General features: G+C 38.1%; 18 protein-coding genes and 7 pseudogenes. 23 read left to right on the plus strand and 2 right to left on the minus strand.

Annotated elements, in window-relative coordinates; all coding sequences use genetic code 11:
* The first annotated feature begins 23 nt into the window (after window positions 1-23).
* The 10 genes and pseudogenes from PMI_RS05440 (at window position 24) to PMI_RS05480 (ending at window position 6,873) form a co-directional block, all read left to right on the plus strand.
* Window positions 24-623 (plus strand): hypothetical protein, encoded by a 600-nt coding sequence (locus tag PMI_RS05440; protein ID WP_041707091.1) that lies wholly within the window; start codon window positions 24-26, stop codon window positions 621-623.
* A gap of 18 nt (window positions 624-641) precedes the next feature.
* Window positions 642-860, plus strand: a complete 219-nt coding sequence (locus tag PMI_RS19825) for a UCP019853 family protein (RefSeq protein WP_489341613.1) — start codon at window positions 642-644, stop codon at window positions 858-860.
* A 153-nt stretch (window positions 861-1,013) separates the two neighbouring features.
* Window positions 1,014-1,334 (plus strand): hypothetical protein, encoded by a 321-nt coding sequence (locus PMI_RS05450; protein ID WP_012367864.1) that lies wholly within the window; start codon window positions 1,014-1,016, stop codon window positions 1,332-1,334.
* A gap of 43 nt (window positions 1,335-1,377) precedes the next feature.
* Window positions 1,378-2,196: pseudogene (locus PMI_RS05455) on the plus strand (RHS repeat-associated core domain-containing protein); the annotation flags it as partial.
* A 344-nt stretch (window positions 2,197-2,540) separates the two neighbouring features.
* Complete coding sequence (locus tag PMI_RS05460) at window positions 2,541-2,870, plus strand: hypothetical protein (RefSeq protein WP_012367866.1); 330 nt, start codon at window positions 2,541-2,543, stop codon at window positions 2,868-2,870.
* Window positions 2,871-3,187: 317 nt separating this feature from the next.
* Window positions 3,188-4,798: an RHS repeat domain-containing protein gene (locus tag PMI_RS19260; protein ID WP_269764211.1), complete on the plus strand. Its 1,611-nt coding sequence runs from the start codon at window positions 3,188-3,190 to the stop codon at window positions 4,796-4,798.
* A complete protein-coding gene (locus PMI_RS05470) occupies window positions 4,795-5,082 on the plus strand; it encodes an Imm53 family immunity protein (protein ID WP_012367868.1) in 288 nt (95 codons plus the stop codon). The genes PMI_RS19260 and PMI_RS05470 overlap by 4 nt, the downstream gene beginning before the upstream one ends.
* A gap of 325 nt (window positions 5,083-5,407) precedes the next feature.
* Window positions 5,408-5,890: pseudogene (locus tag PMI_RS19605) on the plus strand (RHS repeat-associated core domain-containing protein); the annotation flags it as partial.
* Between the two features lie 42 nt (window positions 5,891-5,932).
* Window positions 5,933-6,328, plus strand: a pseudogene (locus PMI_RS19610) (DNA/RNA non-specific endonuclease); the annotation flags it as partial.
* Between the two features lie 5 nt (window positions 6,329-6,333).
* Window positions 6,334-6,873, plus strand: a complete 540-nt coding sequence (locus PMI_RS05480) for an SMI1/KNR4 family protein (protein ID WP_012367870.1) — start codon at window positions 6,334-6,336, stop codon at window positions 6,871-6,873.
* A gap of 55 nt (window positions 6,874-6,928) precedes the next feature.
* Here the strand turns inward: PMI_RS05480 and PMI_RS19615 are convergent.
* A pseudogene (locus PMI_RS19615) lies at window positions 6,929-7,621 on the minus strand (IS3 family transposase); the annotation flags it as partial.
* 48 nt (window positions 7,622-7,669) lie between these two features.
* Here PMI_RS19615 and PMI_RS05490 point away from each other — a divergent pair.
* The 10 genes and pseudogenes from PMI_RS05490 to PMI_RS05525 all read left to right on the plus strand — a co-directional run bounded on the left by PMI_RS05490 (window position 7,670) and on the right by PMI_RS05525 (window position 13,699).
* A complete protein-coding gene (locus tag PMI_RS05490) occupies window positions 7,670-8,041 on the plus strand; it encodes a hypothetical protein (RefSeq protein WP_050955850.1) in 372 nt (123 codons plus the stop codon).
* Window positions 8,042-8,043: 2 nt separating this feature from the next.
* Window positions 8,044-8,511: a hypothetical protein gene (locus PMI_RS05495; protein ID WP_012367872.1), complete on the plus strand. Its 468-nt coding sequence runs from the start codon at window positions 8,044-8,046 to the stop codon at window positions 8,509-8,511.
* A 340-nt stretch (window positions 8,512-8,851) separates the two neighbouring features.
* Window positions 8,852-9,324 (plus strand): annotated as a pseudogene (locus tag PMI_RS18945) (RHS repeat-associated core domain-containing protein); the annotation flags it as partial.
* Window positions 9,319-9,702: a hypothetical protein gene (locus tag PMI_RS19490; RefSeq protein ID WP_185969118.1), complete on the plus strand. Its 384-nt coding sequence runs from the start codon at window positions 9,319-9,321 to the stop codon at window positions 9,700-9,702. The pseudogene PMI_RS18945 and the gene PMI_RS19490, both read left to right, overlap by 6 nt.
* 3 nt (window positions 9,703-9,705) lie before the next feature.
* Window positions 9,706-10,074, plus strand: a complete 369-nt coding sequence (locus PMI_RS05505) for a UCP019853 family protein (RefSeq protein ID WP_012367873.1) — start codon at window positions 9,706-9,708, stop codon at window positions 10,072-10,074.
* Between the two features lie 186 nt (window positions 10,075-10,260).
* Window positions 10,261-10,737 (plus strand): annotated as a pseudogene (locus PMI_RS05510) (RHS repeat-associated core domain-containing protein); the annotation flags it as partial.
* Window positions 10,738-11,086: 349 nt separating this feature from the next.
* Window positions 11,087-11,398, plus strand: coding sequence for a hypothetical protein (locus tag PMI_RS05515; protein ID WP_012367874.1), 312 nt, complete (start codon window positions 11,087-11,089; stop codon window positions 11,396-11,398).
* A gap of 289 nt (window positions 11,399-11,687) precedes the next feature.
* Entirely contained in the window at window positions 11,688-13,079 is a 1,392-nt protein-coding gene (locus PMI_RS19270; protein ID WP_269764212.1) for an RHS repeat domain-containing protein, read from the plus strand.
* A gap of 11 nt (window positions 13,080-13,090) precedes the next feature.
* Window positions 13,091-13,402: pseudogene (locus PMI_RS19770) on the plus strand (ribonuclease domain-containing protein); the annotation flags it as partial.
* 6 nt (window positions 13,403-13,408) lie between these two features.
* Window positions 13,409-13,699, plus strand: coding sequence for a barstar family protein (locus PMI_RS05525; protein ID WP_012367875.1), 291 nt, complete (start codon window positions 13,409-13,411; stop codon window positions 13,697-13,699).
* Window positions 13,700-13,748: 49 nt separating this feature from the next.
* Here the strand turns inward: PMI_RS05525 and PMI_RS19775 are convergent, their stop codons facing one another.
* Window positions 13,749-13,955: an IS3 family transposase gene (locus tag PMI_RS19775; RefSeq protein WP_041707092.1), complete on the minus strand. Its 207-nt coding sequence runs from the start codon at window positions 13,953-13,955 to the stop codon at window positions 13,749-13,751.
* Window positions 13,956-14,035: 80 nt separating this feature from the next.
* Between PMI_RS19775 and PMI_RS05535 the strand changes: the two genes are divergently transcribed.
* The 3 genes from PMI_RS05535 to PMI_RS05545 all read left to right on the plus strand — a co-directional run bounded on the left by PMI_RS05535 (window position 14,036) and on the right by PMI_RS05545 (window position 15,493).
* Window positions 14,036-14,353: a hypothetical protein gene (locus tag PMI_RS05535; RefSeq protein WP_012367876.1), complete on the plus strand. Its 318-nt coding sequence runs from the start codon at window positions 14,036-14,038 to the stop codon at window positions 14,351-14,353.
* A gap of 434 nt (window positions 14,354-14,787) precedes the next feature.
* Window positions 14,788-14,973, plus strand: coding sequence for a hypothetical protein (locus PMI_RS05540; protein ID WP_012367878.1), 186 nt, complete (start codon window positions 14,788-14,790; stop codon window positions 14,971-14,973).
* Window positions 14,974-15,139: 166 nt separating this feature from the next.
* Window positions 15,140-15,493: a hypothetical protein gene (locus tag PMI_RS05545; RefSeq protein ID WP_012367879.1), complete on the plus strand. Its 354-nt coding sequence runs from the start codon at window positions 15,140-15,142 to the stop codon at window positions 15,491-15,493.
* Window positions 15,494-15,524 lie beyond the last annotated feature (31 nt).

Below are 15,524 nucleotides of genomic sequence, written 5' to 3' on the forward strand. Positions count from 1 at the left end.
CTTGTACTAATATGAAATATAGAATGAATGAAATTAAAATAAAATGTGATGAAATCCTTCTAGTCAATATGTGGTATAATTTGGATGAGTCATTTTTTTGGCCAATTATGGAATTAATTGACCTCGATGATGATTCACTTATAAAAATATATAGCACTATTGAAGAAAAATATCTTAAAATTTTATATCATGAAACAGTTATTGTTCCTGTAGTTGAATCAACTCAATGCGAAAAATTTGTTGATTATATTAAAAGCGCTAGTAATAGTAAATCAAATTTCATTGATGACATTCTAGTTAATGATCTTGAATCAGCTTTGTTTATTAATTATGAAGATCCTAATTCCCCTACTAAAATAAAATATTTTAGTAGGGTTTATTCAAAGTTAAAAAAAATCATAAAAAATGACCAAGACAAACCTTGGGATGAAAAGAGGGTTAAAGAAATATTGAATCAGATTGTAATTATCTCAAGTGAAAACAAGTCTGAGTACTTTAATTATATACAAGTATATTGGCTTAGTATTTATTTTAATCAGTACAGAAAGTTTAGTAGTGATATGAATAGTATAGAGTTATACAAAAAAAAGTTATCAGATATATTTCCATGTGCTAGACTTTAATGATATATAAAATATTATATAAAAGTAATTGCACAGTATTCAATAATTGAAGAGGAAGTGACAATTTCCCTTGGTGAAGCTGTACTTACATGTTTTATCTGTGATTTAAATAATCTAATAAAATTAAATAATATTTATTTAGTTGAGCTTGAAATCGAAGTTTTCGATGAATTAAGAGCTAAGTTGGCCACCTATATTTTACCAAAACAAATTGGAGTTTTTTTCGTATATTTTTAATCAATTTACCAAAATAGTTAATGGTGAAAATTTAACTTTTATAACTAAAGATTCTCTTTTTGCAGGGCCTAGTGGAAAGTTTGCTCACTTTGAATCTACTTGGGAAGTGATGAATGATGGAACTTTAAGATTAACAACGATGATCCCTAAATTATGATTGAACAATTTGATAACCAAATATTAGATATTTTTGGAATAGAGCAAGATAGCTTTGATGTGGATTTTTTGCAATGGAATTATACTTTTAGTAAAGAAGGCATCAAATTATTTTTTGTATACTCTATGGATAAAACAGTATCTATTTCACTGTATTTAAATGATATTTCAATTGCTTTTTGTTTTGGTTATGGATTGGAAACATTGAGTATAAAAGATAATAAAATTTATGGTGACTTTGATTCTAATTGCGGTAAAAGAACGTTAGAACTAGATCCTATAAATATTACATTTAAATGGATAGATAAGCTTTCATAAGCCAACAATAGCTGTTTAGTTTAGCATATCGCTCCTTGTATATTCAAAACCACAAGGGGCGATGCTACAGCTATTTCAGCAACAGCAAGCAGGACGGGTGACTCGCCGTTACACAGCGAAGGGATATCAAGATTACCATTATGATGTTAATGGGCGATTAGCTAAAAAAATTGTCCATACACGCGGTTTTCGTCCCAGAGAGTGGCGCTATTTATGGAACACACAAAATCAGCTAACCGCATGCTTTACACCGAAAGGGGATTGTTGGCACTATACTTATGATGCTTTTGGTCGACGTCTGAGTAAAACCAAAACTGTCGACAGTGACTTAGCCCATATTGACCCATTATTTCCGCAGATTAAGCCTAAAATCACCACGTGGCGCTATTTATGGTCGGGAGACCAACTGATAGAAGAAACGCCGATATATGCCGATGGCACTCTTGCTAATGCGCAACAAGTTCAATGGCTGTATCAACCCGGAGAAATAACGCCCACCGCGCGTTATCAACAGGGCAAACTGCACTATGTGGTCACCGACCACCAAGGCACCCCGCGAGAGATATTCTGTGAAGGCGGACAAGCCAGTTGGGCAGGAAGGTTGAATACGTGGGGCCAAATGCAGTTTTGGCGTTACCGCGACGGTAAAGCGGAGAATGACCCTAATTATACCGAATGTCCTTTTCGCTTTGCGGGGCAATATGAAGATGAAGAAAGTGGCTTGTATTATAATCGCTTTCGCTATTATGATAGGGAAACAGGACAGTATCTTTCCCCAGACCCCATAGGGTTATTGGGTGGGCTGAATCCGTATGGGTATGTGCATTGTCCGACGGGGTGGGTTGATCCGTTTGGGCTGGCGTGTTGTCCACCACCAAAAATAAAAGCTACACAAATCGGATTAAGAAACCCTAAACAGATTGATGGTATGAAAAAAGATATGCTTGACGGCACTTTTGATTTTTCACTTCCCAAAAATCAAGTTGGTGGCTTTGTAGATTCCAATGGAATTTATTATATGGGGGAAGGGCATCATAGAATGGTTGCAGCTCAAGAAATATATAAAGAAACAGGCGATGCTAAATATATTAATAAATTAATAGAAAATGGTTCATGGACAAGAACAAATTCACCACCAACTGATGCCAGAGCTATGCCATCCAGAAGTTTCTTTAGTAATTTAAGAAACAAATTAGGATTTTAAGAATGAGAAAAATAAGTATATATTCAAATATGTTATGGAAGTCATTATCTTATATAAGAAATGTGCAAACACACTCTTGCTTTAGAAAAGCCTTTGATAAGTCTTGTTATATGGAGGCTGAGCTATTACATAATATTGTTATATCTCTTCCTGAAGAAGAAATGACTGAACATGATATATTTTTTTTAAATAGTCATGCGCGATTCTATTTGGAAAATGCTGACAAAAGAAAATGTACAAATTATTTTTCTCATAAAGATGATATAAAAAGGCTATTTAGTCTCGTTCCTGAGCACTTGAAAGAAAAACTTGAATGGAATGGCCCAGAATAATATTTTGAGTAATTAAATCTAGCCGGAAAGATCCCGAGAACTTCCGGCTGACTTATTTTTAAGGGTTGCTCAGTTGTGCTAGCTCAGTCTCCCCTTTAGTCGTTGGTATATTTCCGCATCAGCTCGCGCATGGTGTGTTTGATGGCACTGAGTTGCGCTTGCTGTTAGTATTGCAGCTTAATTGTTCGAATGCTTTCACTATCGGATATCAATACTAAACTCTCGTTTAAGATGAACGTATTAATGGACAAGAGATTGTTCATCAATGGAATGATACTGATAATACACTGGCATTGACCCGTTTTGGTGAACGGGAGTTGCATTATGCTTTTGGGGCACTGGGGGAGTTAACTTCACTGCAAGTCAATCAGCATGCACCACTTCAATTTAGCTACAACGCAGTAGGACAAGAGTATTTACGTCGTAGTCGCGCCGGATTTGTCAATTCCAGTCACTATACGGCTACCGGTTTACTGGCTCATCAACGAGCAGGGCGAGGCACCGAACAGTTTTTACAATCGATACAAGCCCATCCCCAACAACCGCCATTTTGTACGGATGTGCACCGCAGTTATCAATATGATCGCGCTTATAATGTGGTGGGTATTGAAGATGATCGCTGGCGACAGACACGTTATCACTATAATGCCAATGACCAAATCACTAAGACACAATACAGTCCACAATGGGGTAATCAGGACGAAAAATTCCAGTATGATAACAACCTCAATATCACGGAGCACTTAACAACGCCGTCCTCGTCGATGGTGCCTTCAGAAGCACAAGGGGCGATGCTACAGCTATTTCAGCAACAGCAAGCAGGACGGGTGACTCGCCGTTACACAGCGAAGGGATATCAAGATTACCACTATGATGTTAATGGGCGATTAGCTAAAAAAATTGTCCATACACGCGGTTTTCGCCCCAGAGAATGGCGCTATTTATGGAACACACAAAATCAGCTAACCGCATGCTTTACACCGAAAGGGGATTGTTGGCACTATACTTATGATGCTTTTGGTCGACGTTTGAGTAAAACCAAAACCGTTGACAGTGACTTAGCCCATATAGACCCATTATTTCCGCAGATTAAGCCTAAAATCACCACGTGGCGCTATTTATGGTCGGGAGACCAACTGATAGAAGAAACGCCGATATATGCCGATGGCACTCTTGCGGCGTCTCAGCAAATCCAATGGCTGTATCAACCCGGAGAGATAACGCCTACCGCACGTTATCAACAGGGTAAACTGCACTATGTGGTCACCGATCACCAAGGAACCCCGCGAGAGATATTCAGTGAAGGCGGGCAAGCCAGTTGGGCAGGACGGCTGAATACATGGGGCCAAATGCAGTTTTGGCGTTACCGCGAGGGCAAGGCGGAGAATGACCCTAATTATACCGAATGTCCTTTTCGCTTTGCGGGGCAATATGAAGATGAAGAAAGTGGCTTGTATTATAATCGCTTTCGCTATTATGATAGGGAAACAGGGCAGTATCTTTCCCCAGACCCCATAGGGCTATTGGGTGGGCTGAATCCCTATGGGTATGTGCATTGTCCGACGGGGTGGGTTGATCCGTTTGGGTTGGCGGGTGATTGTTGTGATGAGTTACTAGTTCTTGCTACTAACCCTAGAAGTAAAACAGTTCAAGAGATGGCTGAAGATTTAGCTAATCGAATTAATAGAAATACAGTGACATTTTCCACACCAACAAGCATGGGACATATTGATTTAAGAGGAAGATCTCACTTTGATAAAGTGACACAAGCTGATATTCCAACACCACATGTTCAAGTTTCACCAATTAACGTTGCTCCTAATGGAAATCGCTTCCCTCTTAAAAAACTAGAAGCGGCAAGGCCAGCCACAAAACAAGATATTAGAACAGCGGAAAAACTAGCAGAAAGACAAGGGCTTTTAAAATGAATGATGAACTAATTTTTCAATTACAAAATTGGTATAAATCTAAATGTAATGGTCTTTGGGAGCATGAATACGGATTAGATATCAGTACGTTGGATAATCCAGGATGGAAAGTGCATATTAATGGTGAAAATAAGAAAAAAAAATCAAATATTATTATTAATAATAATGATGATGATTGGTTAAATATAATAACAAGTGATATAGAGTTTAAAGGTTATGGAAGCCCACAGAATTTAAATACTATTTTAAATCATGCCATTAAATGGCTAAATGATCCTCAATAAAACAATGATAGAGACTGTAATTTAAATTGTGTATTGCCTACTTTTGATATGTATTTCATTGCCAAAGGTAGACTAATATCCACATTTTACTCGATAACCAACGTCTGCAATCGCAACTTGATCTCACCAGTTGCGTTTGCTGTTGTTAGTTTTGTTGTTTAATTACTCGGAGGTCTTTGCTGTCCGGTATCAATACCAAACACTTGTTTAAAATCTTCACGATAAAGGTGAAAACTGTCTCAAACCTGCATCTTTTAACCACGGACTCTAAGGTGTATCGGGGCGGTGGCACAGTTTTGTTATCGCTCCTCCGTGTAACAGAGCGTGGCGCTATTTATGGTCGGGAGACCAACTAATAGAAGAAACGCCGATATATGCCGATGGTACTCTTGCGGCATCTCAGCAAATCCAATGGCTGTATCAACCCGGAGAGATAACGCCCACCGCGCGTTATCAACAGGGAAAACTGCACTATGTGGTCACCGATCACCAAGGAACCCCGCGAGAGATATTCAGTGAAGGCGGGCAAGCCAGTTGGGCAGGACGGTTGAATACGTGGGGCCAAATGCAGTTTTGGCGTTACCGAGAGGGTAAGGCGGAGAATGACCCTAATTATACCGAATGTCCTTTTCGCTTTGCGGGGCAATATGAAGATGAAGAAAGTGGCTTGTATTATAATCGCTTTCGCTATTATGGTAGGGAAACAGGGCAGTATCTTTCTCCAGACCCAATAGGGTTATTGGGTGGGCTGAATCCATATGGGTATGTGCATTGCCCGACGGGGTGGATCGACCCGTTAGGACTTGCAGGTGACTGCTGTAATGAATTAAAAATTGTATATGGAGAGCTAGACTATCTAAACAGACCTACAGGTGTATGGGCCAGAATAGATAAAAGCTTTATTAATACAGGCACTCATGCTAACCCAAATATACAACCTCCCGGATTTATTACAGGTCAAGGTTCTAATCGAGCTAGAGGTCATTTATTTGGACGTCAATTAGGTGGGTCAGGTGATGATGTTAGAAACTTAGTCACACTTCAACAAAGGCCTGCGAACACACCATTTATGAGTGGAATCGAAGGCCGAATAAGAAAGGCTGCTGAACAAGGTCAAATTATTGAAATGAGTTCTGTTCCTTATTATAAAGGTGTATCTAGAATTCCCGCCGGTATTACAATCAAAGCTGAAGGAACCGGCGGATTTTATGAATATGTTACCGTACTTAACCCTCCAGGAATGTAATATTTATGGATCTTAAAAATTTAAATAACATATTACCAGTGCCACGCCATGTTTATGAAACAGGATTAAATGCCAGCTGGCCATTGATTGATGAAAAATATTCATTTCCCAAGGATTATATTGAATTTACAACTCAATATGGCATAGGGAAGATAGATAATTTCCTTACTCTATTTAATCCATTCATTGATAATGACAATTGGAACTTTTTTAAGCAAAAAAAATGGATTATCTCTGATTTTTCTGAATTAAATGAATCTGACCCTGATTATTATTCGTTTATCTTATATCCTGATAATAACGGACTTCTTCCTATTGGTATCACTGAGAATGGTGATTATGTTTTCTGGGTTATTACATCAGATAATAGTGACCTATGGGATATTGCTGTTATTGCAGCTAGAGATTCAGATGTCGAATATCATAAAGGAAATCTTGTAAGTTTTATTGAAGGTATATTATCCAAAAAAATATTAAGCGCATGTTTTCCTAAGAGTTTTCCCTCATCAAATATAATATTTGATAATAATTATTTTAGGTCGTGAATAAAGCTAGAAGATGAAGAGTCCCCATAAAGTTGGACTGTTCATTAAGCGGTTTTCAATAACTGAATAACTGAATAACTGAATAACTGAATAACTGAGTTCTGTACTCTACAGGGCTCAGTCCTTTCAATTTAACCTTGATTCTCTCATGGTTATAATAATGTATACATTCTTTCACGGTCTGATCTAATTCATTAACTGATTTAAATTCTTTTCCGTGAAAGCACTCAGATTTAAATATCTCGAAAAAGCTTTCCATTGACGTATTATCTAAACAGTTTCCTTTTCTTGACATACTTTGTTTTAAGCCCCTTTCCTGTAGCTGCTGTTGATAATAATCCATTTGATACTGCCACCCTTGATCTGAGTGAATGAGTGGCTTTTCATTTGTTTTTAGCTTTGTAATTGCTTATTTTAGCATCTTATCAACTCGCTTATATGTGGGGCGACGTTGCGTTTGATAGGCAACGATCTCACCATTAAATAAGTCCATTATAGGAGAGAGGTAAAGCTTTTTACCTTGAACATTGAATTGCGTTACATCACTGACCCACTTCTGATTGGGCTTCTTAGTTTTAAACTTTCGCTTTAAAATATTCTTTGCAATTTTACCCACCTGACCTTTATAAGAACGATATTTCGTTGTCCTAATGCAGGACTTAAGACCTAATAGCTTCATTAATCGTTGGACACACCTATGATTGATTGTTACTCCCCTATTTTTTAGAGCTAAGGAGACAGGGTAGTATCTTTCCCCAGACCCGATAGGGTTATTGGGTGGGCTGATCCGTTTGGGTTGTGTGGTACTTCAAAACTTAATAATGCATCAGTTGAAAATAACCCCCGATTCTTGGTTGATGCTAAAGGTCAAGTTTTAGATTTAGAGTATTTTAGAAATCTAAAATTTGATGGGCAGATAATTAATGCTGGAAGAAGCGGTAATAAGTTACCTGCAATAGGAGAGCCTGGTACTTACTCTAAAACAACAGGCGGACATGTAATTGTTTACGGATCTGATGGTAGACGAATGGCTGATATATCTAAGGAGCGAATTAAAATTGTCGAGTGGAATAAGGATCCAAGAGGACAGTATCATTATAGAACTGGAAGTGATACGAAATTTGCAGATAGAGAAATACCAGATGAAATTAAAAAGTTATTGGAGTGAAAATGAAAAATTATCCAAGTATAGTATCTAATGATCTTATAGCGATATTTCCAACTCCTTTTCCGTTGAACTATAGCTTACCTAATCTTGTTTCGAATTGTGTGGGATTAGAAGCAGTTTTAGCCTATGCAGGATTATTTTGTCCTGAGATTATTGAAATTGATGGTGCTATTTATCGATGTGAGAATAATGATGGAAAAATGACACCATATGAGGGGTACGGTAAAGATAAAAAAACCTTGGAAAAGGTTAATAACGTTTTTTCATTCAATGATTTCTTTCTATCTACAACTGAAGATGCTGCTTGTTCTAGTGAAGTATTAATGACTGAATTCAGTGAGGTTCTAAAGTATTTTTGGGGTATTAGATTAAAAAGCCTTTACCCAAATAAAACATTTGAATTTATTATCACGGACGATGGTCTATATGGTGAAGAAGGGTTTTGCATGACCTTTTATGAAGTCGAATAATAAACATTTATAGCCAGAAAATCCTTCAATTTTCTGGCTTCTTCGTTTTTAAGAGCAGCTCAGTTTACCCTTTAGCCGCTGATAGACTCAGCCATCAGCTCGCGCCTAGTGTGTTTTATTGCACTCAGTTGCGCTTGCTGTTGTTAGTTTTGTTGTTTAATTACTCGGAGGTCTTTGCTGTCCAGCATCAATACCAAACACTTGTTTAAAATCTTCACGATAAAGGTGAAAACTGTCTCAAACCTGCGTCTTTTAACCACGGACTCTAAGGTGTGTCGGGGCGGTGGTACAGTTTTGTTATCGCTCCTCTGTATATCCTCCGTATGATAGAGAATAGCTCTATTTATGGTCGGGAGACCAACTGATAGAAGAGACGCCGATATATGCCGATGGCAATCTTTCAGCATCTCAGCAAATTCAATGGCTGTATCAACCCGGAGAGATAACGCCTACCGCGCGTTATCAACAGGGTAAACTGCACTATGTGGTCACCGACCACCAAGGAACCCCGCGAGAGATATTCAGTGAAGGCGGACAAGCCAGTTGGGCAGGACGGCTGAATACGTGGGGCCAAATGCAGTTTTGGCGTTACCGCGAGGGCAAGGCGGAGAATGACCCTAATTATACCGAATGTCCTTTTCGTTTTGCGGGGCAATATGAAGATAAAGAAAGTGGCTTTATAATCGCTTTCGCTATTATGATAAGGAGACAGGACAGTATCTTTCTCCAGACCCCATAGGGCTATTGGGTGGGCTGAATCCCTATGGGTATGTGCATTGTCCGACGGGTTGGGTTGATCCGTTTGGGTTGAGTGGAACGTCTCAATTAAATGCATTTCAAAATGCTAATTTCGCCGACTCCCAAAAATTAACTCAGCATTTCGAAAAACATGGCCATGAGTTCAGAGCTACTTCAGAAGCTGAATATTTAAAAATTGGCCGAGATGTAATAGAAAAAGGTCATAAAGTTGAGTACTATTACAAACCATTAGAACAATACCGTACTGGCTATGTAATGTACATGAGAAATACGAAAAGAGGTGATGTACAAATGGCATTTGTAGGTATTAACCCTCAAGGTCAGATAGCAACTATACACACAAAAAGTGGTAAAGACGTTTGGAAATTACTCAATGGTAATAAAGATGAAAAAGTTATCAATCTTATACCTAGAGATGCTAATGGGTTATAATACATGAAATATTATGCAGAAGTAGTTTCATTAAATCCAAATGTTGAAGAAGAAGTAACGATTTCACTTGGTGACATTACACTTACGTGTTTTATTTGTAACCTAAATAATCCAATAAAGTTAAATGAAATTTATTTAGTTGAGCTTGAACTCGAAATTTTCGATGAAGTAAGAGCTAAGTTGGCCACTGATATATTACCAAAACAAATAGGTGATTCTTTTGCATACGAATTAAATGGTTATTTGCTAGAAAATAAAATTATTATATCTAATATAATTCTTCAAGATGATTTGTTATATGAAATTTCATTTTATGAAAATAAATATGTTTGTATTTATATAGATAGAATTAATATTTCATTTTTCAATTAATATAAGGATAATAAAGGTAATGTTTATTATCCTTTTGAAATTCTATAGTCTATCGGTAAGCTAGTTATATACTCTACCATCAGTTCGCAAATTGAGTGTTTTCTCGTACAGAGTTGCACTTGTTGTTGATTTTGCTGCTTAATCGCTCGAATATCTTCGCTGTCTGGTGTCAATAAAGCGTGACGCTATTTATGGTCGGGAGACCAACTGATAGAAGGAACGCCGATATATGCCGATGGTACTCTTGCGGCGTCTCAGCAAATCCAATGGCTGTATCAACCCGGAGAGATAACGCCCACCGCGCGTTATCAACAGGGCAAACTGCATTATGTGGTCACCGACCACCAAGGAACCCCGCGAGAGATATTCAGTGAAGGTGGGCAAGCCAGTTGGGCAGGACGGTTGAATACGTGGGGCCAAATGCAGTTTTGGCGTTACCGCGAGGGCAAGGCGGAGAATGACCCTAATTACACCGAATGTCCTTTTCGCTTTGCGGGGCAATATGAAGATGAAGAAAGTGGCTTGTATTATAATCGCTTTCGCTATTATGATAGGGAAACAGGGCAGTATCTTTCCCCAGACCCCATAGGGTTATTGGGTGGGCTGAATCCGTATGGGTATGTGCATTGTCCGACGGGGTGGGTTGATCCGTTTGGGTTGAGTGGAACATCACAGCTTAATCCTGAAACAGTTGATTTGTATAGAGCTGTCGGCCCAGATGAATTAAACAATATAAAGCAAACAAATACTTTTAGTAATCCACCCGGAATTGAAACTAAATATTTTACCACTTCGGGTGAAAGTGCTTCCGAATATGGGAAAAAAGCTGTTTTAGGCTTTGGTGATGAGCCATATACCATTGTTAAAACTAGTGTTCCTAAAAATTTAATCAGTGATCCTAAATTCTATGCTGAGGTGGATGGTGGGATTCCTGCTTATGTTCTACCTAGCGAAATTATCGCAGGTTTAAAACCTAATGTTTTAAACTATTCACCTTTGCCGAGAAAATAAGATGAAGAAAGCTTATGCAACAATAATTCTCTTTGAAACTGAATTAGGAGGTCGTAAATCTCCTATAATATCAGATAGATACTATGCATGCCCTTTGTTTTTCACGACACCTAAAGAGCTAACTCCACATGGTTTTGATTGTAGAATGTTAGTTAATGAAGTAGGTGTTGATATATATCCCGGCCAGTCTAAAGATAATATTCCAATTATATTTTTATCTCCAGATGAAGTATTTCCATATTTAAAAATTGGAACTATTTTTGATATATGGGAGAATGGGTATATAGGAAAAGGTATAATCACAAAAATATAATTCGATAATAAGCCAGAAGAACCTTTAATCTTCGGGCTTCTTCGCTTTTAAGAGTCGCTCAGTTTACCCTTTAGTCGCTGATATACTTTTCCATCAGTTCGCGAAAGTTTTTTATCTCACTGAGTTGCGCTTGCTGTTAGTATTGCAGCTTAATTGTTCGAATGCTTTCACTATCGGATATCAATACTAAACTCTCGTTTAAGATGAACGTATTAATGGACAAGAGATTGTTCATCAATGGAATGAAGCTGATAATACGCTGGCATTGACTCGTTTTGGTGAGCGGGAGTTGCATTATGCTTTTGGGGCGCTGGGGGAGTTAACTTCACTGCAAGTCAATCAGCATGCACCACTTCAATTTAGCTACAACGCAGTAGGACAAGAGTATTTACGCCGTAGTCGCGCCGGATTTGTCAATTCCAGTCACTATACGGCTACCGGTTTACTGGCTCATCAACGAGCAGGGCGAGGCACCGAACAGTTTTTACAATCGATACAAGCCCATCCCCAACAACCGCCATTTTGTACGGATGTGCACCGCAGTTATCAATATGATCGCGCTTATAATGTGGTGGGTATTGAAGATGATCGCTGGCGACAGACACGTTATCACTATAATGCCAATGACCAAATCACTAAGACACAATACAGTCCACAATGGGGTAATCAGGACGAAAAATTCCAGTATGATAACAACCTCAATATCACGGAGCACTTAACAACGCCGTCCTCGTCGATGGTGCCTTCAGAAGCACAAGGGGCGATGCTACAGCTATTTCAGCAACAGCAAGCAGGACGGGTGACTCGCCGTTACACAGCGAAGGGATATCAAGATTACCATTATGATGTTAATGGGCGATTAGCTAAAAAAATTGTCCATACACGCGGTTTTCGTCCCAGAGAGTGGCGCTATTTATGGAACACACAAAATCAGCTAACCGCATGCTTTACACCGAAAGGGGATTGTTGGCACTATACTTATGATGCTTTTGGTCGACGTCTGAGTAAAACCAAAACCGTTGACAGTGACTTAGCCCATATAGACCCATTATTTCCGCAGATTAAGCCTAAAATCACCACGTGGCGCTATTTATGGTCGGGAGACCAACTGATAGAAGAAACGCCGATATATGCCGATGGCACTCTTGCGGAGTCTCAGCAAATCCAATGGCTGTATCAACCCGGAGAGATAACGCCCACCGCGCGTTATCAACAGGGAAAACTGCACTATGTGGTCACCGATCACCAAGGAACCCCGCGAGAGATATTCAGTGAAGGCGGACAAGCCAGTTGGGCAGGAAGGTTGAATACGTGGGGCCAAATGCAGTTTTGGCGTTACCGAGAGGGTAAGGCGGAGAATGACCCTAATTATACCGAATGTCCTTTTCGCTTTGCGGGGCAATATGAAGATGAAGAAAGTGGCTTGTATTATAATCGCTTTCGCTATTATGATAAGGAGACAGGACAGTATCTTTCCCCAGACCCCATAGGGCTATTGGGTGGGCTGAATCCATATGGGTATGTGCATTGTCCGACGGGGTGGGTTGATCCGTTTGGGTTGCAAGTTGTAAATGCTTCATTATCAGGAAATAGTCACTCTACAAGCTCAGCACAAGGAGCTCTGCTTAAACAATATTACAGCACCGCAGAAAGTGCTAATGATGTTGTAAATATAGTTTAAAAGCGACAGGAAAATTACCAGATAACTATATAACAAAAGCACAGACAGAGGCTGCTGGATGGTCTAGAGGAAAAGCGTTAGGAAATTATATTCTGGGAGGTCAAATAGGAGGGGATATTTTTGCTAATAGCACGAAGATATTACCTGATGTCCCTGGAAGGGTATGGTATGAAGCTGATATCGGACTGAATAATAGCATGTCTAGAGCGAAGCAATCAGGTACCAGACTTTTGTATTCTAATGACGGGTTAACTTACGTAACTTCAAATCATTACGATACTGCCGAAGCATTAGGCATTTGGAACTGTTGTAAAGGAGGTTAATAAGTAATGAAAGAAATAACACTAGATGGGAATAAACAGAAAACACCTATTGAAGTGTATCAATTTTTTTCTGAGGAATTTGATTTTGGCCCGTACTTTGCAAATAATCCTGATGCGTTATATGACTTTATGGTGCCTATTGATGCAGAAGATAAACCAGTCATTATATTGTGGTATAATAGTAGTATTTTCAAGGAAAAGTATCCTAAAGAATTTGCACAGCTTGTCTCTGTGCTAAATAGCATAAGTGAATTTGGAAAATTTGACCAAGACACTTTTCAATTTAAAATTCTCTAAATATAAGGCCGGAAAAGTGAAGTGACCCCATAAAGTTGGATACTTTAAGTTAAGCGGCTTGTAAAGCCTGATTTCGATATTCAACCAGAGTCAGGCCTTTTAATTTAACCTTGATCCGTTTGGTATTGTAATACTCGATATATTCCTCAATTTTATCAATCAGTTCATCAGCGTTTTGAAAATGATGCCCATGATACATTTCTGATTTTAATAAGCCGAAAAAGGCTACCAAAACACGGTCAAGCTTTAAATACAATAAAAATAGTCACTGATGCTAACTCAAATAGAGTAGTAACTGCTTTTCCAATTTAGAACAAATAATATAAGGGAGATAATATGAGATTAGTATATTTCGTTTATCAAGATAAAAATGCTTATGAACGACAAAGTGATGGTGTTGAGTTCTGCAAAATTCCTGAGTTTCATAATGATAAAATTTATTTTTATTGTGATGAATATTCCATGTTTTGGGATTCTATTGATAAAGTTGGAAATCCTAATGATTGTTGTAATTTCTCATTAAAGAGTAGTATTGTCCCAGCTACATTACTAGAAATATCTAACAACGACCTGATATCTTATATTGATACAGTAAAAGAATACGTTATAGAAAATAACAAATTAAGTAAATTAACATATATTCATATAAAATAATTACATCATAAGTGTCTATGTTCAAAATTATGTTTTTACCTACTTTTGATGTGACATTTACACCGAAAATAGGCAATTAATTATCTCTTATTCGATAAGCAACGCCTGCAATTGTAGCTTAATATCGCTTAACTGCGCTTGCTGCTGTTGGTTCTGTTGCTTCATAGTTCGAATGTCTTCACTGTCCGGTATCAATACCAAACACTCATTTAAAATATTCACCGTAAAAGTGAAATCCGTCTCAAACCTTGTATCCTGAACCACTGCCCTTTGAGGTGTATCACCGGCGATGGTACAGTTTTGTTACCGTCCCGCCATGTAATAGAGACATATAATAGAGAATGGCTGTATTTATGGAATACACAAAATCATCTAACTGCGTGTCTTGTAGATAGAGGTTTTCCTGATGAAATTAGAAAATTACTGGGGATAGAATGAATATATATGACGGTATAGTATCAAACTCGTTACTTAAGAAGTTTCCATCGGGTTATCCTGCAAATGTACTATTGACTAATTTTGTGGCGAATTTTGTTGATTTAGAAGACGTTCTTGCCTGTGCTGGTTTATTTTGTCCAACATTTATTGAAATAGATAATGTACTAATGAATATCTTTTAGATATAGACTGGAGACCTTCGTTCAAAATTGATGGTCAATTTAAGTTGGCGCTAATTAAAGGTTTTAACTTGGAAAATTCTGTTTATTTAGGTTCAGCAATTAATTTATTCGAATTAAAGAAAAAACTCAACTAGCAATGCGCAAATTATAGGATCTCTTGATTAATATGGAACAATTACTAACCAAAACCGAAATGCCAGAATGGTTTTCTTACCCACGTGAATTTCTCAGAATAGTTGAGCAAAATTTACTTAATTTTGATCCTTGGATTATTTTGGAAGGAGAGCGGCTCAGGGTTCGTTTTGGTGGTTTAAAAAAAAGATACCCAAATAGAAATATTATTCCTTTTGCCTGTCGGGAAGATAATGATGATGTAGCGTGTTGGGATAAAAATAGCCGTCATCAGGTTATTATTATTCACGATTTTGCAAGTGAAGGTTATGAATATGTCGGTAAGTTTGATTCATTTTGGGATTGGCTCAGAACGGCCTTAGAAGCAACTATCGAATACAATGAGTAAATATTAATGTATCAACAAAGCCGGAAGACTG

It is taken from the genome of Proteus mirabilis HI4320 (assembly GCF_000069965.1).
Taxonomy (GTDB): Bacteria; Pseudomonadota; Gammaproteobacteria; order Enterobacterales; family Enterobacteriaceae; genus Proteus; species Proteus mirabilis.